Source organism: Spiroplasma sabaudiense Ar-1343 (genome assembly GCF_000565215.1).
Lineage (GTDB): Bacteria > Bacillota_I > Bacilli_A > Mycoplasmatales > Mycoplasmataceae > Spiroplasma_B > Spiroplasma_B sabaudiense.
This window is the reverse complement of the sequence record NZ_CP006934.1, coordinates 899,236-923,913: the sequence shown is the minus strand read 5'-3', so window position 1 is coordinate 923,913 and position 24,678 is coordinate 899,236. Positions and strand designations below refer to the sequence as shown.

General features: G+C 29.9%; 22 protein-coding genes. All 22 read left to right on the top strand.

Features of this window, described 5'->3' with window-relative positions:
• Window positions 1-4: 4 nt before the first annotated feature.
• A complete protein-coding gene (locus tag SSABA_RS04270) occupies window positions 5-1,882 on the top strand; it encodes a hypothetical protein (protein WP_025251355.1) in 1,878 nt (625 codons plus the stop codon).
• On the top strand, window positions 1,866-2,801 hold the full coding sequence (locus SSABA_RS04265; protein WP_038673688.1) for a DHH family phosphoesterase: 936 nt from the start codon (window positions 1,866-1,868) through the stop codon (window positions 2,799-2,801). The genes SSABA_RS04270 and SSABA_RS04265 overlap by 17 nt, the downstream gene beginning before the upstream one ends.
• Window position 2,802: 1 nt before the next feature.
• A complete protein-coding gene (locus tag SSABA_RS04260; protein ID WP_025251353.1) occupies window positions 2,803-3,405 on the top strand; it encodes a thymidine kinase in 603 nt (200 codons plus the stop codon).
• An 11-nt stretch (window positions 3,406-3,416) separates the two neighbouring features.
• The gene (gene prfA, locus SSABA_RS04255; protein ID WP_025251352.1) at window positions 3,417-4,502 is read left to right on the top strand and encodes a peptide chain release factor 1; all 1,086 of its coding nucleotides are present in this window, start codon (window positions 3,417-3,419) and stop codon (window positions 4,500-4,502) included.
• A gap of 1 nt (window position 4,503) precedes the next feature.
• On the top strand, window positions 4,504-5,352 hold the full coding sequence (locus tag SSABA_RS04250; RefSeq protein WP_038673855.1) for a HemK/PrmC family methyltransferase: 849 nt from the start codon (window positions 4,504-4,506) through the stop codon (window positions 5,350-5,352).
• Window positions 5,353-5,360: 8 nt separating this feature from the next.
• Entirely contained in the window at window positions 5,361-6,827 is a 1,467-nt protein-coding gene (locus SSABA_RS04245; RefSeq protein ID WP_025251350.1) for a hypothetical protein, read from the top strand.
• 51 nt (window positions 6,828-6,878) lie between these two features.
• Window positions 6,879-7,394 carry an L-threonylcarbamoyladenylate synthase gene (locus SSABA_RS04240; protein WP_051464721.1) on the top strand — a complete coding sequence of 172 codons (516 nt, stop codon included), beginning with the start codon at window positions 6,879-6,881 and terminating at the stop codon, window positions 7,392-7,394.
• A 98-nt stretch (window positions 7,395-7,492) separates the two neighbouring features.
• Window positions 7,493-8,992 (top strand): hypothetical protein, encoded by a 1,500-nt coding sequence (locus SSABA_RS04235; protein WP_025251348.1) that lies wholly within the window; start codon window positions 7,493-7,495, stop codon window positions 8,990-8,992.
• 27 nt (window positions 8,993-9,019) lie between these two features.
• Window positions 9,020-9,649: a hypothetical protein gene (locus SSABA_RS04230; protein WP_025251347.1), complete on the top strand. Its 630-nt coding sequence runs from the start codon at window positions 9,020-9,022 to the stop codon at window positions 9,647-9,649.
• Between the two features lie 29 nt (window positions 9,650-9,678).
• Complete coding sequence (locus SSABA_RS04225; protein WP_025251346.1) at window positions 9,679-16,596, top strand: hypothetical protein; 6,918 nt, start codon at window positions 9,679-9,681, stop codon at window positions 16,594-16,596.
• A gap of 103 nt (window positions 16,597-16,699) precedes the next feature.
• Window positions 16,700-17,371 (top strand): hypothetical protein, encoded by a 672-nt coding sequence (locus SSABA_RS04220; RefSeq protein ID WP_025251345.1) that lies wholly within the window; start codon window positions 16,700-16,702, stop codon window positions 17,369-17,371.
• Between the two features lie 738 nt (window positions 17,372-18,109).
• Window positions 18,110-18,406 carry a PTS sugar transporter subunit IIB gene (locus SSABA_RS04210; RefSeq protein ID WP_025251343.1) on the top strand — a complete coding sequence of 99 codons (297 nt, stop codon included), beginning with the start codon at window positions 18,110-18,112 and terminating at the stop codon, window positions 18,404-18,406.
• Between the two features lie 5 nt (window positions 18,407-18,411).
• Window positions 18,412-18,732: a PTS lactose/cellobiose transporter subunit IIA gene (locus SSABA_RS04205; RefSeq protein WP_025251342.1), complete on the top strand. Its 321-nt coding sequence runs from the start codon at window positions 18,412-18,414 to the stop codon at window positions 18,730-18,732.
• 48 nt (window positions 18,733-18,780) lie between these two features.
• On the top strand, window positions 18,781-19,539 hold the full coding sequence (locus SSABA_RS04200; protein ID WP_051464719.1) for a PTS transporter subunit EIIC: 759 nt from the start codon (window positions 18,781-18,783) through the stop codon (window positions 19,537-19,539).
• On the top strand, window positions 19,514-20,974 hold the full coding sequence (locus SSABA_RS05025) for a PTS transporter subunit EIIC (RefSeq protein ID WP_158500005.1): 1,461 nt from the start codon (window positions 19,514-19,516) through the stop codon (window positions 20,972-20,974). The genes SSABA_RS04200 and SSABA_RS05025 overlap by 26 nt, the downstream gene beginning before the upstream one ends.
• 72 nt (window positions 20,975-21,046) lie before the next feature.
• Complete coding sequence (locus SSABA_RS04190; RefSeq protein ID WP_025251341.1) at window positions 21,047-22,147, top strand: DUF871 domain-containing protein; 1,101 nt, start codon at window positions 21,047-21,049, stop codon at window positions 22,145-22,147.
• A gap of 62 nt (window positions 22,148-22,209) precedes the next feature.
• Entirely contained in the window at window positions 22,210-22,458 is a 249-nt protein-coding gene (locus SSABA_RS04185) for a hypothetical protein (RefSeq protein WP_025251340.1), read from the top strand.
• A gap of 19 nt (window positions 22,459-22,477) precedes the next feature.
• Window positions 22,478-22,687, top strand: a complete 210-nt coding sequence (locus SSABA_RS04180; RefSeq protein WP_025251339.1) for a hypothetical protein — start codon at window positions 22,478-22,480, stop codon at window positions 22,685-22,687.
• Entirely contained in the window at window positions 22,671-23,357 is a 687-nt protein-coding gene (locus SSABA_RS04175) for a phage minor capsid protein (RefSeq protein WP_025251338.1), read from the top strand. Before SSABA_RS04180 ends, SSABA_RS04175 begins: the two co-directional genes overlap by 17 nt.
• A gap of 192 nt (window positions 23,358-23,549) precedes the next feature.
• A complete protein-coding gene (infC, locus tag SSABA_RS04170) occupies window positions 23,550-24,083 on the top strand; it encodes a translation initiation factor IF-3 (RefSeq protein ID WP_025251337.1) in 534 nt (177 codons plus the stop codon).
• Window positions 24,084-24,106: 23 nt separating this feature from the next.
• A complete protein-coding gene (rpmI, locus tag SSABA_RS04165; protein ID WP_025251336.1) occupies window positions 24,107-24,301 on the top strand; it encodes a 50S ribosomal protein L35 in 195 nt (64 codons plus the stop codon).
• A gap of 15 nt (window positions 24,302-24,316) precedes the next feature.
• Complete coding sequence (gene rplT / locus SSABA_RS04160; RefSeq protein ID WP_025251335.1) at window positions 24,317-24,676, top strand: 50S ribosomal protein L20; 360 nt, start codon at window positions 24,317-24,319, stop codon at window positions 24,674-24,676.
• Window positions 24,677-24,678: the final 2 nt, after the last annotated feature.

Sequence of the window (24,678 nt, the reverse complement as noted above, 5' to 3'; positions counted from 1 at the left end):
ATAAATGAGCATAAAATTTGAAAATGTTATAATTGGTGGAAAAAAACAAAAGCAGTGGTTTTTGGATTTTTATGTTGCACCAGGAAAAATTACAAGTTTTTTGATTCCAGAAAAAAGCACTAAAATTGAGTTTAAGCGATTTTTAAGAGGACACGGACAACCAAGCGCAGGGAGAACCCTGGTAAACGATAATGATATGATTAATGTAAAACTCAATAACAATACAATTACTGAAATAATTAAAGATAGCTATATTGAAAGAATAATACCTCCAAGTACAAATTTATTTTTATCATTACTAATAAATCGCCATTTTATTAATGATGCTAAAACTAAAATTATCAAAACCAAGAGCGACTACTTATCTTACAAAACAGCAAATAATAATCAAACTGATTTAATTATGCGTCAGCAAATCAGATCTATTATAAATATTTTTATTACTAACTCGATAAAAGTTGAAGATGAGTTACTAGAAATATTTTTAAAAAAAATTACTGAATTTAATAATGATCAAGCAGATAAAATCATTTCCCCAATTAGTGGTAATTTAGCAATTCTTCTAAAGCGTTTTAATTTGCTAAAAGAAATAAATGCCAATAAAGAGCTACTACTAACTTTTATACAATCTCTTTGAGATAAGGTTTACTCTCTATTGGATTTGAGATATTCGTGTAATTGTGAACAAAATCTTGATAAGAAACAAAAAAAATATGCAAAGGAAATGCGCTTTAATCAACACGAGTGAATTGTGCGTGAACAACTAAAGTTAATTGATTTAAAAGTGACTGAACTGAAAAAGTTCATCCAGCATAATAAAATCGAAATAAAAAATTTGGCTAAAAAAATTAATGCAATTTTAAATGGTTATAAAAAATTTGATAGCCAAGTTGGTTTACAAATGGTTTCTAGCATTAAAACCTGAACAAAACTAGCTGATGATCAAAGATTTGAATTTCGTAAAAAGCAAGAAAACTTATTTTTTAAAATTCTGTTGGATGAGTCAAATATTATAAAAGGAAGAATTGTTGAAAAAATTCACGAATTTCACATCCAAGTTTTAAATTCTCAAACCGAACAAGGTAACTCTAAGAATTTTAAAGCGGTTTGTAAAACAAAAAAATCACAAATTCCAACCTTATATTCACTGTCACATACCTGAACTCAAGACATTTTGAACAAATTAGAAATTAAATTCGATTGATTCATAAGTTCTTTTAAAATTAGTTCCCTTGCCCAAATTTACTTACAAATTGTTAAGGCAATTTATTCCAATAAAAAAAACATTATATTGGATAATAAATTTAAATTGCTAACAAAAAATGATGCCCACCTTTTAATTAATACAATACGTAGAATTAATGTTTTCTTTCCCAAAATTTCAATTATTATAATTGAAAGCGATTTTAAAGAATTAATCGATCTACAAAGTAATTTTTATACTTTTGAGAATACGACATTGAAAACAAATTCAATTGATAATATAATTTCAAATGATGAAAACTATGATTTTATGAAAATGTACTTTGAGGAGAATTTTATAGACGCTCTAATAGAAAAAAATTTGATAACAATTTTTGATCAAAAAATTAAAATATCAAAAACAACTTTTGATAATTTTCAAGGTAAATTATTCTTATCACCGTTTAAAATCAATTTAGGTAATGAAAAAATAACAAAAAATAGTTTTAGCTTGGATGGGAAAATAATTTCAAACTCAGAATTTATAGATCCAAGTTTCTACACTTTCCAAACAAGCGAATCTAAAAAAATTAATTTTTATTACAAAGAAAAACTTAAGGAAGGTCAAAAAGTAAGAATTGAAATAAGCGAAACAGCAATTTTATTTCCAAAAGGAGAAAATCATGAACCCAAAATATAAAATTTTATTTGATAAAATCAAAGAATATGAAGCAATCGTAATTGCAAAGCATGTAAACCCTGACTTTGACGCTATTGGGAGTGCATATGGATTAAAAATATTAATTGATGAAAATTTTAAAAATAAAAAAGTCTACGTAGTCGGAAGTAATATTGATGATTCGAAAATATTAAATCCCGATCTAACAGATGAAGTTTTTTCAAAGGCATTGTTAATAACTTGTGATACTGCAAATTTGGAGCGTGTTGATTTTGATAACTTTGACAAAGTCAAAGAAGTTTTCAAGATTGACCACCACGTTGATGGAGAAAATTTTGGTAATTACAAATTGGTTGATGTCAATGCAATTGCTTGCTGTCAAGTAATTGCTCATTGAGCGATGACACTTAATTTAAAAATTTCAAAAGGTGCTGCAACTCATTTATATAAAGGAATTGTGACTGACTCAAATCGCTTTATGTACAAAAACACTAGTGCTCAGACTTTTTTGGTTGCAGCGGAGCTTATGAATTGTGGTATTGATTTAAATGAAATTTATGATTCATTATACATTCGCAAATTAAAAATTCAAAAATGAATAAATAATTGTTTTCAAAAAGCAGTCTTTGATAGTGAAATTGCCCACATTAAAATTTATGAGAAGGATTACCAAAATTTAAATTTAACTTTAGATGAAATTAAGTCACCACTTGGAAGTATTTGTGGAATAGAAGAAATTAAAGTTTCCATTTTAGCAACTGAGATTGATGGTGTTGTTAAAGTGTCTCTTAGAAGTAAAAAAATCCCGATTAATGAAATTGCAAAAAATCATGGTGGTGGTGGTCATCATCTAGCTGCGGCATGTAAGCTTTCAAATTGAAAAGAATTCGAAACTTTACTTTTGGAAGTTAAAGAATTAATAGCAAGGACGAATTTATAAAATGTTAAATAAATATATTTTAGGCAAAACTGGATGAATTGAACTCATCACAGGATGTATGTTTGCGGGAAAAACCGAGGAATTTATTCGCCGTTTGCGACGTCACAGTTATGCAAAGCGCAGGGTGGTTGCTTTCAAACCAAGTATTGATGATCGTTATTCAGAATCAAAAATTTTTTCCCATAACGGATCGCAATTGCAATCCTATCCAGTTAAAAGTAGTGCGGACATCTTAGCAAAAATCATTGAAATTGAAAAAGACGGAGAGTTTATTGATGTAATTGGAATTGATGAATTACAATTTTTGGATTTAGATATTGTTGATTTAACTCAAAAATTAGCAGATGAAGGAAAAATAGTGATTGTAAACGGACTAGATAAAGATTTTAAATGTGAACCGTTTCAAAATGTTGATCGACTTTTAGTTCAAGCCGAATATGTTGACAAATTATCAGCAATTTGTCATAATTGTGGAGCAAATGCCAGTCGTACCCAAAGAATTGTAAATGGTAAACCAGCATCAGCAAGCGAGCCAGTAATTTTAGTATCTGGCAAAGAAAGATATGAAGCTCGCTGCCGCCATTGTTATATAAAGCCAAAATAGAGGAGGTAATTATGAATAGTAAAACACTTGAAGCTCTTGAAGTGATGCGTAAGCGAATAAACCAGATTGACGCTGATCTACAAAATGAAGAAATTTTGAGAGATATTAAAAAAATTACCGAACTTAATAAAGAACGTTCAAATCTTGAAGAACCTGTTCAACTTTTAGTTAAATTTGAAACAAATGTAAACAACATTAAAGAAGCTCGCGAAATTTTAGAAAATGAAAAAGACGCTGAACTGCGAGAAATGGCGAAAGCCGTTTTAGAAGAAGAGGAAGCTAAAACCTCTGCAATTGAAAGCGATATAGATTTAATATTAATGCCAAAAGATCCAAACGATGATAAAAATGTGATTGTTGAAATTCGTGGAGCCGCTGGAGGAGATGAGGCAAATATTTTTGCTGGTGACCTATTCAAAATGTATACAAAATATTGCGAAAAAAATAATTGAAAAATCGATTTAATGGACTCCTCTCCTTCTGAGGCCGGTGGATTTTCCCAAATATCTTTTATGGTAAAAGGTGAAAAAGTTTTCTCAAAATTAAAATTTGAATCTGGAAGTCACCGAGTTCAAAGAGTTCCCAAAACAGAATCGAAAGGTCGTATTCAAACATCAACAGCAACAGTTGTTGTCCTTCCAGAGGTTAGTGATATTGAAATTGATATTAAACCATCAGATTTAAGAATCGATACTTATCGTTCTGGGGGAGCTGGTGGTCAACATGTTAATACAACTGACTCTGCTGTTCGAATCACCCATATTCCAACTGGAGTTGTGGCTTCTTCTCAAGATGGACGTAGCCAACATGATAATAAAGATATTGCAATGACAATGCTAAGAGCAAGAATTTATGAGGCGGAATTAGAAAAACAAAACAGCGAAACAGCCGGTATGAGAAAAAATGCCGTCGGTACTGGGGCCAGAAGTGAGAAAATCCGAACTTATAACTATGCTCAAAATCGTGTAACAGATCACAGGATTAACCTGACTTTGCAAAAGTTGGACCAAGTGATGGAAGGCGCAATCGAAGAGTTTATCTCAGAATTAATTAATAATGAACAAAAAGAAAAAGTTGCCTTACACTTACAAGAATAAAATGACTATAAATAATTTAGCTAAGAAACTAAAGATAAACTTTAACGACCAAATTACATGCAAAGATTTTAACGCAATAGCGTCGTATTGTTTAAAAAAAACCGAAAAACAATTAAAGTCTAATTGAGACTATAATTTAACAAGGCGAGAAGTAAAAAAAATTAATAAATTTTGAAAACAATATTTATTAAATAAGCCCCTGGCCTATATTAGAGGATCAACATTTTTTAATAATTGCGAGATAAAAGTAAATAAGAATGTCTTAATCCCAAGAAACGAAACTGAATTGATGGTTCAAAGAGCTATTGGCTTTGCAAAAAGCCAAGATTTAAAAAAAACATTAAAATTTGGAGATATTTGTTCAGGCAGCGGGGCAGTTGGTGTTAGTTTTTTGACAGAAGTAGATAATTGTGAGGTTTTTGCCACAGATATTTGCCGTAAAGCCTTAAAAGTAGCAAAGATTAATTATAATAAATTTCCTAAGACTAGCTATCAAATTTTAGGTGGTAATTTTTTGCAGCCTTTGATAAATAGGGATTTAAAACTAAACATCCTAGCAATAAACCCACCTTACATAAAATTTGGAGATAAAAATATTGGTGAATCAACATATCAGTTTGAGCCACACAAAGCTTTGTTTGCAAAAAGTAATGGTCTATATTTTTATTATGAATTTTTTGAAAATTGAGAAAAAGTAATTGATTTAGAAAATGATTTTTTTGTAATTCTAGAATTTGGTTTTGATCAAAAAAATGCAATTGAAAAGTTAGCGATGCTGCATTTAAGAAATTACAAATTTAGTTTTGAAAAAGACTATTCAGATAACTGACGGTTTTTAGTAATTCAATAAGGAGCTTTATGGAAAATAATGCATTAGGTAATAATTTAAAAAACCCTCACTGCTTTAAAGTTATTTTTTTAGTAACTTTTTTTATGATTGTAATTGCAGTTCCAAGTTTTATTTTTATTTTTATTACTCATACAAATGCTAATTTATTGATTTATTTAGAAAAATATAATACCTTAAAACCAATTCTATCAAGCGAGTTAAACAACCCTAAATTAATTTATTTTGTTCAATGAACCGCCTTTTCTTTTTTTGCTTTGGCAATAATGATGGTTATCTTTTTCGGGCTTATTTTAAGAAATTCTCGAATAAATTTTAACGTTAAGGCAGCATATATTTCCGTTATTTTATTTTTTCTAATACTATTTATTATTTTAATTACTTTTGCACAAAACGAATACGCAACGTTTCAATTATTTTTTAAATATCAAAATTTAACAAATCATTATAATAATTATGAAGATACTGAAAATTTAGAAGCCTGAAGAGCAATGATTGAAATCAAAACTCAATTTACGATTAATTACTCAAATAAAATAATATTTAATTGATTGACAAACAAGGATGTTTGATGAATGCTATTCGCCCAATCGGTTGTGGTCATTATTTCTTTCATTTCTTTACAGGATTTATTATTTGGAAAAAAATATAATGATAATAATATTCAAAAAATAATTGAAACGAATTTGAAAAAAAGTCAATTTGGCGAATCTTTTCTAAAAAAAATCTATAATCGATTATTTGTTGTCTCAGAAAAAAACGTTTCAATTTTAATGATTGTTTTTTCTACTATTTTAATTTTGCCACAAGTAATCTATGCAATAAGTATTTCAACTACCTCGGGTCGAATTTCAAATTTTGCTAATTGAAATTATTTGGTACCTAAAATCGTAACAGATGATGAAAACTTTAATAATTTTATAGATCATGCAAACCAAATACCTTCATCTTATTTCGTTTTAATTCAATTACCAATCATTGCTGTTGGATTAACAATGGCAACAATGATTATATTCATTTCAGTATACATCAGAAATGAAGACACTAGCAACAATATTTATTTAATTCAGTTTGCAATATTTATTGCTGAATTGTTTTTCACTATCATTGCAGCAACTTATTCAAAAATAACTTTAAATAATTTAGTTAAAATCTGGAATCAAGATCTTGGCATTAGGCAAAGTTTTCTTGAACTTTGCCAAAAATTCTTGAATTCAGAAAATGGCCAAGGTGATGCGGGAATATTTTATCAAAATTTCTTTGCCATTTCTCTTGGGCCTCACTCTATTTTTAAAATAAATTTTATTGACTTTTCAAATACTAATTCAACTATCAAAAGTTTATGACTAGAGCGTAATGAGTTTATTGCCGAAACAATTATTTCTCTTTCATTTGCCATAACAACAACAGCAATAACAGGCCACAAAGTTTATTTAATTAGAAATGAAAAGAAAAGTTTGAGGCCAAAAAAGACATAAATTGTTTTAAAGAGGTTAACTAATTTATACAAAGTGAAGGAACGAAATAAAATGCTGCTAAACAAAATTCAAATATCAGAAATAATAAATCAAATAAAAAATGACAAAATCGTTGTAATTCCCACAGATACTATTTATGGAATTTCAGCGCTCTTTAGTATTTCAAATCAGACTAAAATAAATAACCTTAAAGGGAGCAACGCAAAAAAACCTTTAATTGTTTTATTTTGTGACTATTTACAAATCCGCAATTTTGTTAAGCTAACCCCTGAATTAAAAAAATTATTTGAAAGCAAAGAGCCAACAACTGTTATTTGCCAAAGAATTGACCAAGAAAACTCAACAATTGCCTTGCGAATGGTGAAAAAACCTGATTTAAGAGCAATTATAAATGAGACCGGGCCAATTTTTTCAACAAGTGCCAACTTTAGCCAAACTAACTATTTAGATGATAAGAACCTATTTGCAAATATTATTTTAGATGCAACTGCGGTATTTTATACCGAAAAACTTAATAATCAACCCTCTAGAATTATAAATTTTAGTGATTTAACTAAAAAAAGATAGTGTATATAATACCAAACTATAACTCCTAATGCAACAATAATGTAAAAAAAATGCAAAATCTGTGCTATAATTATAAATGTAATATGGAGGGCTTTAAAATGAATAATAAAACAAACCAGTCAACTTCATTAAGTAATTCAGAGAGAAAAAGCTCAGACAACAACTTAAGAAGAGAAAACTATAATAGTAATAATTCTCAAAACCGAAGAAAAATTAATTTAAAAACAATGGCAATCGATGATGTGATAGATGCTTTAGTAAACACTCATTCAAGAAAGCAATTTTTTGGGTTATTAGGAAACCAAGACGAAGTTGGAAATCAAATTTTTGCTATTAAATCAGGTGCTGGTCCAATGGATGTCATTTCGATTGAAGCCAAAAAAGTGTTTCTATATAGTGCACCATTTTCTTTCCTACTAAAACAAATCATAAACCATTTACCTCTAGTTAAAATTGAGGACAAAAAAGTTTTATGAGAAAGAATTTCTATATTGCTTTCAGCCCTAAATTATGGCAAAGGTGATAGTGATTATTGTTTTGATTTTGAAGAGAGTCTAGATTTTGATGATCCATTAGAAGCGATTCGACTTGAATTTAATGATGTTTTTCAGGCATATAATTATCGCCGACCATTAGTAATTTTAGTTAAAGATTTTAGAGGTTTACAATTTGATGATGTAAATAAAATGGTTTCATTTGTTACAACGGTATTTGAACGCGTGACAAACATTAAAGTTTTAATTGAAATTAACCCAAGTTTAATCACAAGTCATTATCAAAACTATATAGGTGACTACATTAAAAATTGATACACACTTTTTGATGGATTAGTTGATTGCAGAAACTTGTTATATCCTTCTGAATTAGATCAAAATGAGACAATGTTTTTTGAACATTTTGATAATTTTAATGAAACTGGTTATATTTTAGATGATGTTGAAGAGGAAAACTTCTTTAATGAAGCCCCAAAACTGGCTGTTTGTCCTCCAAAGCCAAGAGTAAAAGAAGATGAGTTAGCCCGCGAAATTGCAAATCAACTTGTGCAAGAAACAGTTGAGCTTCCCCAAAATAACTATGCACAACAAAAACATAATTTTGAACCAGTAAGAAATAGTTATATAAAACCCCAACAAGTACAACAGCCCCAACCTAAGATGGACCCACAACCAATCACACCAATTAAAGAAAAAAACAAGCCGATTACAGAATTGTTAAATGTTAAAATTCCGAATTTTGGTTCAACTCAGACAATCGAAATACCGACTCAAAGAATCAATGAATTTATAACTAAAAAAGCTAAGGCTGAAAAGAAAGCCGAAAGGGAACAAAAGAAATTCGAAAGCGAAAGAGTTATTTATGATGACCCTACCATTAGAGAAAATACAGAATTAGATTTAGGGCCGCTTTTTGGTCATTACACTCCAGAGCCTGTTATTGAAGAAGAGGTTGTTGAAGAACCTAAAGTTGTTCGCTCTTCGTTTTTAAGAAGAAGTGATGGTGTTGATGAAACTATCTTTGATCCAGAAATACTCATGGATGCAAATAGTAATTCAAATGCTCGACCAGGAGTTTTTAACCCATTTGAAAGAAAAAAATAAATTTTTTAGAAGAAAGGAAATATCTTTATGTTTAAAAGACTTGCAATTGCTGCTTGAATAATCGTTTTCATTGGGGCACTATCTCTAATAGCTGGAGCTATTATAATAATGTATGCTGAATCACTTTCAAATGGAACTTTATTAGCAAAAATAAGTGATATTTTAACAAAACAATGATTGGGTGTAAAAGCTTTGGGTATTGATTCGATGGTTCCAACCACTTATAAATACTTTTATGTAGCTTTGCCAGTTGCATATATAACATTTGCCGGAATTCTAGTAATCCTGTCGATTGTTGAATTTGTTAGAATTAAGCGACGTCAAAAAATTTCCTTACCGTTTGTTAAAATTTATATGATTTTTATAATAATTTTTGCATTAATTTTTGGACAACTAGTTGTTTTACCTCTAGCGGGCTGCTTATTTATTGCATTAATCTTGTTAGAAATAATTTTACATGACGTTGATGCATTAAATAACTATTCAGAAGAGCGTAATCTAATTTTAATTTATCGTGAAGAGAAAAAATTTGAAAAAGAAGTAAACAAAGAGGGCCGTCGAAGCTGAAAAATTCGTTTTGGAAGCTGGGATGAAAAATTAGAAAAGCCAAATTCAAAATACAAAAAATCTTATAAAAAAGATCAAGGTAAATGGTAATAGCATTATAGAGAAAAGGGGTTTTAAAAATGAAAAGTTCGTTTGTTAAATCATACACAAAAGTTAAATTAAAAGAAAATGATAGCTTAGATACTCCAAAAGTAAGTTTAAGAGAAATTAAGTGACCAGTCGAAGAACCATGAAAGATTAATAATAGTCGCTATCACAAGCTTTATTTAAACTGAATGGAAAAAGTTGAATTTTTACACATTTTGAATAACAAAAATATTTCAAAAATAAAAATTCAAAATTTGAAACCAAGTCAATTAACTAAATTACAAAACAGTCACAATGATATGGCTTTTTCTATAAATAAAATGGCTAAATTACTGAAGTTGTCAAATTCTTTTTTAGTAGCTTATGTTGACTATTTGAATAGCTCATTTACCTCAGCTGGGGAACTTTTTGATACCACAGCAAATTACAAAAACCGTCGAATTAAGTTTCAAGATATAAAGGGTCCCATCACAGAACCTTCAAAAATTTTGTGTCGTAAATATCAAAAAGTATTTATCGAATGATTAGAATTAATTAATGACTTAAAAAAAATTAATAACCACAATATAACAATGATTCGTTCGGGAGAATGAGAAGTTTTAAAGATTCGTCGCGAATCAAACCTTTATAATCAAAAGGTAATTAAGGTAAATGAAATTGCTGAATTTTTACAATTAGCAAGTAATTTTATTGTTGCCAAGGTTGATTATTTAAATGAAGATTATATTAATAATAAAGCTCAAATTGACACAACAGTTGTAGACAAAAGTAATGAAATTGACTTTGACAGCATTGTTGGACCAATTTATGATCCTTCACGAGTGAATAACCACAAATACCAACGCATGTACTCTTATTGATTAGAAGAGATTAATAATTTAAAAATTTTGCATAACCGTAACATTGACTTAATAACTGACGGATTAGTTTCTGAGCAAAAAATTCGCAAAATTCAAAATGAATACAACTATCTTGTAAAAGATGTCAATGATGTTTGTGAAGAATTACGACTAGCCGATCGTTATTTGGTGGCAAAAATTGATTATTTCTCAAATGTATATGGGAAAAAATATTATCAAGAAGATTCTGAAGATTCAGCTCAAATTAAATTCTCAAATGAAGCAGGAGTTCCTTTTATTGATAAAACCGATTCAGAAGAATTTGACTTGTCTGATGGAAATTTTGCTAACAAAATGGAAGCTTACGAAATTATCCATAAGAAGGTTATCAGAAATATTCAAGACACTCAAAATGTACTAGATGATTTTGTTGGTTTTGAAGAATATACAATAGAAGACCGTGATGATTTGGAAGTTACAATTCCGTCAACAGAACTTAAAACTACAGCGCCAAATGATTTAGCGTTTCCAATTGACACCATTGAAGACACAATCACAAATGATGAATTTAACTTCAACTGAAAAAATGTTAAAAGTAAAATGAAAGAAGCTAAATCAGCGGATGCCGTCGATGAAGTGATTAAAGAACAAGCCTTGTTTGATTGAAATGGGAACCCGGTTTTTGACAGCCAAAAATTACAACTAACTTCAAAAAATGCATTAGATAAATTAGACATAAATAATGTTTATGACCAAAACTTTGAGTTGCTATTTGCAGATGATAAAGATTTACCTTGCGGCTATTCTTTGTTTAACTGACTTGGAGATCAAGTTTATGACGAGCAAGGAAATAAACTACCAGTTCAATTAGAGAAATTAACAGAAGTTGAAAATCAAATTATTGAACCAACAGAAACTTTAATGGAAAAAAAATCAATCAAGTTATATGATTGACATGGAAATCCAGTATTTGATATCAATGGTAAACAATTAGAAAATGATGGTCAAATAACAGAAATTTTGGAAACAGAAATTTTTGATATCAATGGTCACATTCTAAATAGTCGTGAAGAAAAATTCCCGCACTCATTTGCATTATTTAATTATGAAGGATTCAAAGTTTGAGACATCTTAAAATCAGATAAAAACATAAAAGACCTGAAAGGAACCCCAGCAGTCCAATATTACCAAGCAGTCGATAAGAAACTGCCAGGAAGTTCAACCGAAATGGAAATTCAAGAAGCTAACAAAAAATTAGTTTCACTAGAGCGACCAATGTTTGATGCCGGAATATTGCTGTTTGACAAAAAAGGTGAACCTGTTTTTGATATTAATAAGCAACCGTTACAAACTAATGGGGATTTATTAAAACTTGATTATATAAATATTTTTGATAAAAAAGGCAAAAGAATTCATAAAAAAAATAAAGCTGTGCAATTATTTGATATCAATAATAACTTAGTAATTGATAGCTCAGGAAAACCACTAACTAAAATAGTTGAAGTTGCAGTAAACGATAAAAGATTAATTAAATTTGAAAAAAACAACGCTTTTGAAGATGGTACCTTATTGTTTAATGAATACGGAAAACCAGTATTTGATGAAAATCGTGACCAACTAGTAGTTTCAAGTGATCTAGAAAAATTAGATGAAAGTCTTGTTTTTGATAAAAAGGGCAAACCATTTTTTGAAAATCGTCAAGAAAAAAACTTGGGACTTGCTTTGTTTAACAAGTCTGGAGAACAAGTTTATGACTACTTTGGAGCCATAATTAAAACCGATATTTTAGAGGTAGGAGATCCAAAATTTGTACCTGTGGAAATCGAAAACTTTGTTGAAAAAGAATTTAAAGAACCAGAACCAGAAAATATTGATCTAAGCGAAGTAAGCTTGGAAGAAAACTCTTTTGAAGAAAATTTGGAATTTACAAGAACAGAAGAGCCAGTAATGGCGCCGATGGGAACCATTTTATTTACCAAGAAGGGTAAATTAGTTTTTGATGTTGACGGACAAGTCCTACAAGTTTCTCAAAAACTAAAATCTATTACATCAGGAGATGTATTTGATTCTAGCTTTAGGCTGGTTTTTGATGAGTCAAAAAAAGTCTTAGATAAGTCATTATATAATTTTGCTCAAGAAAAAGTTTTTGATAAAAATGGTGATCCTGTTTTAGAGTTTAGAAAAATAATTGATGAGAACAGCCAGTTGCTTAACGTTGAAGGAATTCAGTTATTCAAAGGAAAAAAACAGCCACTTTTAGTTTCAGATAATTTGGAAGAAATAGATTGAAGTGAAGTTGTTGACAAAAAAGGAAAACAACCTTATTTATCAAAAAATCATTTAAATTTAGCAAGAGTAACTTTTACAAAGTCAAAAGTTCAAGTTACAGATTTAAATGGACAAAAACTAAATTATGATGAAGTCAAAATCCAAAAATTAAAAGAAACCCCTAATTTGGATGTCCTTACTAATCCAGAATATAAAGAAGTTGTAATTAAAACCCCAATTGCTAAAATAGGAACCCCAATTTTCACAAAAGATGGTAAACCAGTCTTTGATGAAAACAAGAATCAACTAGTCACAACAAGTAATTTAAAAATAAGTGATGTTGTCTTTGACAGTAAAAATAGAATTCTATTTGATATGGATGACATTGATTCAGATAAATCATTATTTGATAAAAACGGAATTCAATTATTTAAAGCTAATGGAAAACCAGTTACTAAAGAGGAAACTTTAAAATTGAGAGTTGATCAAATAAAAACCGCTACAAAACCAAATGGTGAAGAAGTTCAGTTTATAACAACTCCTGTTATCGAAGATGGGCAGTTATTATTTACTAAAAGTGGTAAACCAGTTTTTGATTCAAACAGAAAACAATTACTATCTTCAAAAACTTTAGACGTAGTTCCAGAAACTATTTATGATAAAAAAGGTAGAGTATTAATTTTAGGAGATGACAAAACTCTTGTAACCGAGGATGGATCAGTTGCTTTTGATGACAAAGGTCAACAAAAAGTTTTTAAACAACCAATAATTAACTTTGTAAATGAAATAAAAACGGAATTAAATCCCGAAATTGAAAAGGACGAAATTAAAAATACAGATTCTGAAAAAACAAATAGCGATGAGTTTGATTTCCATGAAACTATTCCTGAATCTGTTGAATTGTCTGAAGAAAAAGACGGGGAATTTGAAAACGATTTGGAAAGTGAAGTTGATGAAGAATCCGAAGTCGAGTTGACAAACATTGCGTCCCCTAAAGAGATTTTTGTTGAATCACCAATTGTACCGATGGGTACTGAAATTTTTACAAGACAGGGTAAACAAGCTTTTGATTCTAAAGGTTTCAAACTAAAAGTTACAAAGGAAACTTTAATCATCACAAAAACAATTTACAATGAAAATGGTGAAGTTCTTTTAGATGCTAATAACAAAGATACTAACTTATCACTCTTTTCTAAAGATGGTGAACTAATTTATGATTCAACTGGAAAAATAATAAAAAAATTAGAAAAATTGGTTATAAATTCTGATTTAATTAATTCAGAATTAGACGAAAACGGAAATAAAATTGAATACATATTAGAGCCAATTCTAGAAAAAGGCCAACCTTTATTTACTAAAAATGGAGAACAAGTTTTTGATGAAAAAAACAACCCCTTATTAATGAGCGGGACAATAGAGCCAATTCGTGGAAATATTTTTAATAGTAAAGGGGATAACTTGTTAAAAGATCCTCAGAACTTTAATAATGGCAAAGCTTTATATTCAAAAATGGGAAAACTAGTTATTGATTTTACTGGAACTCCAGTTACTCAAAAGAAACTCTTAATTAGTCAAACTGATTTTGAAGAAAAATTAGAAAATCAATCAATAAAAGAAGTTTACCCAGAAGAAACTAAAGAACAAAAAAACCAAGAAATTAATTCATTAACAGAAGATTTAGATCTTGTTAAAGTTATTGTTAAAAATCCTGTTGCTAAAATTGGCGAAAAAATATTTACAAAAGATGGAAGACCGGTTTTCAAATCAAACGGAGAGCCGCTACTATCAACAAGCTCGCTAAAAATAAATGAACCTGTTTTTGATGAAAATAGCGAGCTGCTATTTAAACCCGAAGAATCAAATGTTGATAAATCACTATTTGATAGTAAAGGAACTTTAATTTTTAAGGCGTCAGGAAAACCTGTAATCGAAGAAAAAACGATTGAAGTTTTCAGAGATGAAATTAAGGTTGCAACAAAACCAAATGGAGAAGAAGTTAAATACGTAAAAACCCAAGTTGTTGGTGTTGGTGAACCATTGTTTACGAAACTAGGAACCCCCGCTTTCAACGAAAAAGGCGAAAGAATAATAACTTCAAAAGATTTAGTATCATTTACAGGGGAAGTTTATAATGAATCGGGAGAAATCGTTACTTTTGAAAAGGACAAGTCTCTTGTTACAAAAGATGGTGTGGCTGCATTTGATGAAAAAGGAAAGCAGATTACATTAAAAAACCCGGTAATCAAAATTATAGAAGATGATTTTGAAAATTTCATTGAAAAATTACCTGAAGATGATCACATAAATGATTCAATTGACCAATTGCCAAAAGAAATTGAAGAAAAAATTAGTACTCCAATTTTAGACCGCGATTTAACTGAAAAAGTATCACCAGAACTTTTAGTTGCAAATGATTCTTTCAAAGTTGCAACACCAATTGAACAAAGTGAAAAACCATTATTATTTGTTCCAGATGAAAAACCTCAGATGAAAAACATGGATGATCAAAACATTACTTTTGAAAACCCAAATAATAACTCTGACTCAAATTTAGCTAATAATAAAGATATTATTGTTTCATTTAAACCAGTTGTTGCTGTGGGAACTAAACTATTTGATGAAAATCAAAATCCTGTTTTCGATGAAACAGGTAAACAAATGCAAATAACTTTTGATTATCAACCAAAAATTGGAAACAGATTTGATGAATTTGGAAACAAAATTTCAAAATTGAACCAAGATAACTTTGATAAAAAATTGTTTGATCAATTTGGAAGACAAGTTGTTGATGAATTTGGGAATATCGAATTGATTAAAGAAAATATAAATGAAGCAACTTTTAAAGATCAAGCTTCAATTAGTGAAAATTACGATTTTATTGAAATGCCAATTTCAAAATTGGGAACCAAGTTATATGGCGAAAATAATCAACCAGTATTTTATTCAGATGGCAATCAAGTTATTCTAAATAGTTATGATGATTTAATAGACTACACAAATATTTATGATATTGATGGAGAGCTTTACTTAGAAAAATATTTAAATAAAAAACTATTTGATAAAGACGAAAATAAAGTAGTAAACGATTTTGGTAAAATTATTAAAACTACAATAGCTATCAAGAAAGTTTCTTTAAAAGAAAAAGAAAATTTTGAAGACAAAAATCAATTTACTGAACCAACTATATCAAGACCAGCTGATTCAATGGAAAATGCAAATAAACAAATTGAAAATTTAAAAGAGCAATTAAATAGTTTGCAAAATGCTAATGAAAAGTATAAAAACGAAAATCAAGAAGTTTCTTCATTAAAAAACTTACAAAATGATTATGAAGATGATTATAATTTGGACTTAAAATATGTAGCTGACTCTAAATTTATTAATGATAATAATGAATTATATAATGGCTCAGTTTCAAGAAGATTCGAACCAAAACCCGCTGAGTTCTATGACAAAATTGAAACAAGAATGAATTCAATCGAAAATATGTTGAAAATCTTAACAGGTAAAGACAAAACAATTGATGCTAGAAAAATAGCGCTTCTTCAAGAAGATATTGACCGCATCTACAATGATTTAAATGATATTAATAACAGCTTCCCAAGTGTAAACACAATGGTTAAAAAAGAACGCACAGTGTTCTCAAGAGAAGTAAATGAATGTCAATGTCAACATAACCGATGCTCTCATGCAAGTCAAGGTCATATTTACAATTCAAAAGGACGTTATAATCAAAAGGCTAATAACTTTCAAATTGCTAATTTTAATCACCATCACAAGTGTTCACATACTCAAAAAGCAAACAGCCAATGTGAGAAATGTGGTAAATACGTTGATTATTAGAATTTAACTTTTTAAAATTATTATTTTTAAATCTGCGTTTATTAATGACGCAGATTTTTCTAAATTATCCTTAAAACTGAAACTTTAAATAGAAGGAGTTTTTATGAATCAATTAAAAAACGTATTTTTTGATGTTCAAAGCAAAGAATTTAAAATACAAGATAAAAAAAGTAATGCCTTCCAAATGTTAAAAGATTATATAGATGCAAATGACAATATTACACTTCCAAAAGTATGCGACATTATTAATGAAGCCTATCCTTATTTAGATTTAAAAATCAAGACCGAAATTATCGAAAATTCAATTGAACGAGATCTTTGTGTTCGTAAGATAATTTCTGATTCAATTTTAAAAAAAACCAAGCTCATTCCTCTTATTATTGAAAGTTGTGAGGATAAATTTCATCAACAATTGGCAAAAAGAATTATAACGGAAATGAATCAATTAATTTACAAGTATAATGTTACAAAAATTAATTGCAATGAAGTTTTGTGAATTTCAAATGAAATCTTTTTAATAGGACAAGTGCCATTTTTATTTAAAACAAATAAAGGAATACTGCTGGTTGATATTCGGACTGGCAGAACAAATTTTGAAGAAAGAATTCAAGCACAGCAATATTTATACGAAATCCTAATAAATGAATCATTAAATGACAAGGTCTTTCAAAAAATTATTATAAATCCAAGGTTAGATATTTGTGTTCAAAATGTTGAAACTCCCGAGCGTAAGGTTTTATGAAATTTAAAGTCGCTTATGTCGTGAAAGTACTAGTCCTTGTGCTAAATTAAAATTATTATCTATTTTAACCATTAGCTAGTGTTAATTTAAAAACCCCAGGGATTAATTTACCTGGGGTTTTTTAAATACTATAAATTAAGCGAGCCTATTACAAGCCCAATCACAATAAATGCAACAATTACTAAAGTTAATAAAAGTCAAAAAACCTTTTTTGGCATAAAAATCTGAAATTTACTCTCCAATACTGTGACAATAACATAAAACAATATCCATAACCCAATCGGAATAAATGAATAATAAATTAAATTTCCAACCATAAAAACCTCTTTAAAAATTTTAACATATTTATCTTAAAATTTTCTACTGGCTGTTTGAAAAAGTGTTGATTTCTCACTGGCTTTTGTATCGCAAAGAAATTTGGATAAATATGATAATGTTTTAGTTAATTGAAGCGGTTTTTTGAATTAAATAAAAAAGGCAGCTGTGGTGATTATACAAGCTAGTCTACACAATTTTGGTAGATAACTTTATCTAATATAATAGCGTTAAAACCCCCTTATTATTTAACACTATTATTTAATTGCGGTTGATAATTTATCTAAGATAGACATTTATAGGTTGATGTTTTTTTTGATTCTCTAAAAACCTTGTTTTCCTTTCTTAAAGTTTTAATAATATTGATAAAAATTTGTTTTTTTTAAAAAATAGTGGAAAAAAATTCTATAATTGTTATAATAGTTTTATAGAATTTTTTATAGGAGATTGAAGAAAATGAAAAAAATTTTACTATGCTGTTCAGCAGGAATGAGCACCAGTACTCTTGTTAAAAAGATGACAGACCATGCTCGTAAAACAGGTCTTGATTGAACTATTGAGGCGATGTCACTTCAAGAAGCAAAATCAGTTGTTAACGAGTGGGATATTGTTATGGTTGGCCCACAAGTTAGCTATGCTTTAGGAGATTTAACAAAACTTACAAGTAAGCCGGTTGAAGTAATTCCGGCAAATATTTATGCTTTAGCAAAAGCAAAAGAGGCCTGCGAAATGGCCCAAAGAATGTTAGGTTAGATAAAATGAGTAAAACCTGAAATTTTGAGGAAATTTCCTTTACAATAATCGCTTTTGCTGGAGAAGCAAAGGGTCATGCGATGGGAGCAATTGGTGCTGCCAAAAATGGTCGTTTTGAAGAAGCTGAGAATTTAATTGAAGAAGCTGAAAAATCGATTTTAACAGCAGAAAAAACTCACATGGATATTGTAAGTGCTGAAGCTGGAGGAGAAAAAATAACTTTTCCAATTCTATTTATTCACGCAGAAGATCAATTACTGACAACGCAAACAATCATTTTGTTAGCGAAAGAGTTTATTGATGTTTATAAAAAAATTAGTAAATAATAATTTACTAGTAAATTATTTTTAAAATTTTGGAGAGGAGTAAAAATCATGGCAGAAGTTGAAAAATTTGATGTCAAAAAGTCGCGTGAAAAAGCAAAAGAAAAACGGACTTTTAAACAATGAATTAATGAGTCTCTGGTTCCAGGAATGGCAAAAGTTGGTAATCAACGCCATTTAGCAGCGATTCGTGACTCTTTTGGAACGATGATTCCGTTAATTATTGCTGGTTCAATCGGGATTTTAATTAACGCAATTATTTTTGGTGGTGCTGGTAGTGGATATGTTTCAATACTAGGACTAATTTGTAAAGCTGCTAATCCTGATGTTTCATGAGATGGGGTAACTGCCCTATTAGCAGACACAGGAAACGGTTGAGGGCAAGCCTCAAAAATTGGGGGATTGGCATTCGGCCACATTAATACAGTTACAGTTGGAATGATGGCTGTTTATTTTGCCTTTCTATTTGGATACTTTATTGCTTTAAGTCGTCAATTTAAAGCACCAATTATTGCAGGTTTTGTATCATTGTCAGCATTCCTACTAGCTTGTATGGGGGAAATAACTTTCTTCATGGGAGCGGTTGGATTAATTCAAGCAATTATTTTTGGATTGTTAGCAACTGAATTTTTTATATATCTTTCAGGGGTTCGCGCTCTAAATATTAAATTACCAGATGGTGTTCCACCAGCTGTTGGAAAATCATTTGCGGTTTTCCTACCTGTTGTCATTACATTGGGAGCTGTTGGAGCTGTTAACGTTATCTTTTTATCAATGGCAATTGTTGGGGGGGGGTTGATTTGTAAATAGTGGTAGCTACTTTACATTAACCTCTGCTGAATTTGGAAAAATGTTTGGCTCAATTGATGCTGATAACATTGATTTATTATTCGCTGAAAAGGGAGCGCTAGCTGCCTTTGTTGAATATAAAGATTTATTAACACCAATGCTACAAATTTTAGCATTAGAAAACTCGATTGAAAATCAAAAAGCCTTTATTGACGCTTATAATGCCTTAGGTGTTGCAGATCAGGCAGTATGAACTACTGCGATTGCAGCTTTGCAAGGAAAATCGAACTTTGCTTGATTAGATCAAGCTGCTAAAATGTCGTTCTACCTTGACTCAGAAAGCGGGGGCTATATTTTATCAGCCTCATTCCAAGTAATAACACTTGGAGCCACTCAATTTGGAGCTGGAGCCTTTATTTATAAAATCTTTACAAGTTGATTTATTGGTTTTGCAACAGGAAGTGGGGGAATTGGTTTAGGAATTGCTTTTGTATTCTTTACTGGATTCTTCTGATTCTTTGGAGTTCATGGTTCAAACCTAATGGCTGGAATCTTTGAACCAATTTGATGAATGATTTTAGGTATTAATGCTACTCTTGTAACTTCAATGGGTTATGAATTAGCAGCTGCCTCAGGACAAATGGGAGTATTTACCAAACCTTTCTTTGATTCTTATATGTATGTTGGAGGAAGTGGAGCAACTTTAGGATTATTAATTATGACCTTTGCTGTTTCAAAACGTCAAGAACTTCGTGAGGTTGCAAAATATGCAACCCCTGCGGGAGTCTTCCAAATTAATGAACCAACAATTTTTGGTTACCCATTAATTTTAAATCCAATTTATGTTGTACCATTTATTTTTGCCCCAATTTTCAATTTAATTATTGGATGGGTCTTCTCACCAGACGTTTTAGGAGTTGTAAAATATTCATATGTTGCAACCCCTTGAACAGCACCATGGTTTATTGGAGCGGTAATTACTTCTCTTGACCCAATGGCGCTAATTCCAGCAACTATTTGTCTAGGAATTAGTCTTGTGATGTACTTCCCATTCGTCTTAATTGATAATGCAAATTACTTCAAAAAACTAAAAGCTTCAGATATTGATAAATATAACTTAGAAATGCGTTATTATGATGATCCAGAATACCGTTTTGAAGTTATTACTGGTCGCAAAGTTTCGGCTCTTGAAATGAAGGCCGAAAATGCAATTAACGATGCTGAAACTGTTAACGAATTTTGAGAAAAACGCATGGTTGATAAAGAGAAATTAAAAACTCGTCAAGAAGCAATTATGCAAAAAGCTAAAATTAAAGAAGAAAAATATTTAACAAAAGCTAAGGCTGTTCGTGAACAACGCGATGCTAAAGTACCAATTTTAAAACCAAAATGAGATAAAATTATGGAAAAAAAAGCCCAAAAAGCTGCAACAAAAGTTGCTAGCACCAGTGCTTAAAACAAAGTTATTTTAACTATTGTAAAAAAACAGATTCACCATGAATCTGTTTTTTTAAGAAAGGTCCAAAATATGAAAAAACAATTAGGAATATCAATTTATCCAGAACAATCAACTTTTGAAAAAGATAAAGCGTATTTAGATTTGGCTAAATCACTTGGCTATACTCAAGTATTTACAAGCTACTTCCATGTTAATAACCAACCAATTGAGTTAGTTGAAAAAATTAACAAGTCCTTAAAATATGCTAAAAGTATTGGTTTTTACACGATTGCAGATTTTGAAAATGTTTCGCTACAGCGTTTGGGTATTGATTTAAATGATCCAAAAAAATGTTTAGAAATGGGAATTGATTGCATTCGCCTGGATTCTCCAAGTTTACCAAGTGAAATTGCTGAACTAACTCACAATCGCTATGGAATCGATGTCCAATTAAATATGTCAAATAACGACCATTTAATTACTAACGTTATGGACTTCAAACCGATAAAAAGTCATTTAAGTGGTTGTCATAACTTTTATCCGCAAAAAAACACCGCCATTCCGTTTGACTTTTTTAAAGCAGCTAATCAAAAATATTTAAGCCACCGCCTAAGCACGGCAGCTTTTATTGGTAGTCACACAGGAACTCAGGGACCAGCTTTGGGTAATAAAGAATTTCCAACCTTGGAATTTATGCGCTTTTTTGATGTTACTAGCCAAGCCAAAATTTTATTTTATTGTGATGAAATTGATGTTATCTTTTTTGGAAATGCTTATGCTTCAAAAGAAGAGTTAACTCAAGTTTCAGAAATAAATCGCGATGAAATCACCTTTGACTTAAAAATAATTCAAAAAATTTCTGATGTTGAAAAAAAGATCTTATTTAATCACTTGCATTTCCGTCGTATGGATATTACCGATTGCTTTATTCGTTACACTATGACAAGGGTTTATTACAAAGAAGAAAGTATTCCTGTGGGGAGACAAAAACCCAAGTACCAGTTTGGTGATATTGTCATAATAAACAATAATGACAGTCACTACAAAGGGGAATGCCATATTATTTTAAAAGATGATTTCGTTGATGAGGATAAAAAATATAACTTTATTGGCACAATTAAAGATGATGAAAAGTTTTTGATTAACTTTATTGGCCCAAACAATCGCTATCAGTTCAAAGAATTAAAATAGAAAAAGATTGACTTTCGGTTATAATATTGAAGAAAAGAATTATTTGATAAAGAGGTGTTTTTATGAGTCAATTAACAAGCAGCTTATTAATAGGCTTTAGTTTTGTCGCTCTTATCGTTGGAATCGCTTTTATTTTCGTTTATAGAAAATGACTTGAAAAGCGCAATAAAGAAAAAGAGGATTTTCGAACTGAAAATGGAAGATATAAAATCTTCAGTTTTTGACAAAATTATTTTTTCTGATTTATGATTTTTTTAGGCTTTTTCCTGGGAATTTTTATGTTCTTTATGGGAATCGGTTATTATTTTTAAGAACTTAGAGGAAGAGACAATGGCATCAAATCAAACAAAAACAGACGACTTTTTATTCTTGTTTTGTAAAAATTGTTGAAATTATCAAAAGTTTCAGCTTTCTAAAAATCAAGAGCAAACCTTAAGTCAAAAGACAACATTTTTATGCTTAAAATGCAACTTAGAACAAAATGTTGATCTTGAAAAAATTCAAAATTATTATGAGGTATTAAATGAACACAATAATTAGTTATTCTTCCAATGAAATCACCAATTTACCTTGGTGGGTAATTTTAGTCATAATTATTTTCGTTTTGCTTTTATTGGCTTTCATTCCTTGAAATAAAATATCGAAAAAATCTCAGACTAAGCAAGTTGCCGTTGAAAAAGTACTAGACGAAAAGATTAAAAATGAGAATAATACTCCTTATATGGGGATGTATAATTGATTTGGGAAAAAACAATCACTTCGATTATCAAAGGTTGTATATGTTAAAGAAGAAGAAGATAGTTGCGAATTGTGTCGACCTTGAGAAAATACCGTAATTATTATTGCTGATGAGCATTCTCAAGCCCCAACAATGCGTGAAGCAATTGCGGCTGGATATCACCATGTGGGATGCAAACATATCGATTTAGATTATTTTGAAGGTGTAACAAAAATTCCTGAAAATAAGTTCAGTTTAGATCATAAAGAAAAGCGATTTTCATTACGATTAGAGCAGTATAAATTTGAACAAGATTTAAGAGATTTAAATTATCAAATTGAAAGAGAAATAGATTTGAAAAAGCAATCTTTGCACAAAGATAATTTAAAAAAACTAACTGAGAGATATCTTGATTTTTTAAGTCAGAACCAATTAAAACGTAATTTTGGTCGTGAAGATCCGCTTGTAGATGATATTTCGCGTTTTAGTTAGAATTTATTTGAAAATTGATTGACTTTGTTCTAAAATATGTCATAATTAAAAAGGTTTAAAGAAGTAGCACAAGCTCACCGTAAAACTAAGTGAAACGGTAAAATCTGATTATTATAACTGAATTAGTTAATAATATTTTAGTGTGCTATTAGTCTTTAAATGGCACATTTTTTAATTTTATGGAGGAATTTAATGGCAGAAATCAAAAGAGAGACTAAATCAGAGTTTGTGAATCGAGAAATCAGGGCAAAAATGATTTTAGTAATCGATAATGATGGGAACAAAATCGGCCCAATTTCAAAAATGGATGCATTGAAAATGGCTGAGGACAGAGATCTGGATTTATTACAGGTTGGTCAACAAGACAATAATACAGCAATTGCAAAAATTTTAGATTATGGAAAGTTCAAATACGAACAAAAACGTAAGGTAAAAGAAAACAAAAAAAATCAAACAAAAACCGAAAATAAGGAAATTCGTTTGACGGTAGGAATTGGCCAACACGATTTAGAAACCAAAGCCAAAAAAGCACGGGAATTTCTATCAAATGGAGATCGTGTTAAAGTTTCTTTAAAATTTAAGGGAAGAGAAATTGTTCACCAGGAGTTTGGGCAAAAAACTTTGGAAGCATTTTTAAAAATTATTGAAGACGTTTGCAAGGTTGAAAAAGAACCTAAGTTGACATCAAGATTTTTGGATGTTTATGTAGTGCCAAAAAAGGGCTAATTTAAAAGAGGAGGAGTTATTTTATGCCAAAAATGAAAACAAAAAGTTCTCTAGCGAAACGCGTTAGAAAAAATGCGGCAGGTAAATGAAAACGTGGTCAAGCCTACTGTTCACACTTAGCGCATTTAAAAACAACAAAACAAAAAAGACATCTTAAAAAAGTGATTTTTGTTCACTCAACAGATATGAAACGCCTAAAAGGTTTATTACAAGGATAGAGGGGTTAAGACGGTATGGCAAGAGTTAAATTTGGAAAAGTAACCAGAGCAAGAAGAAAACGTTGAATTAAACGTGCAAAAGGTTACTACGGAACTAAAAAATCTAGTTACAAAAAAGCCCATGAACAAGTAGTTCGCTCGATGGCTTACGCCTTTGTTGGACGTAAAAATCGTAAACGTGACTTTAGAAGTCTATGAATTGTAAGGATTAACGCAGCAGTTCGTCCACACGGACTAAGTTATTCAAAATTTATGAACGGTCTTAAACTTGCAGGAATTGAAGTTAACCGTAAAATGTTATCTGAATTAGCGATTAATGAACCAAAACAGTTTGAAACAATTGTAGCAACAGCTAAAAAAACATTGGCAAAATAATA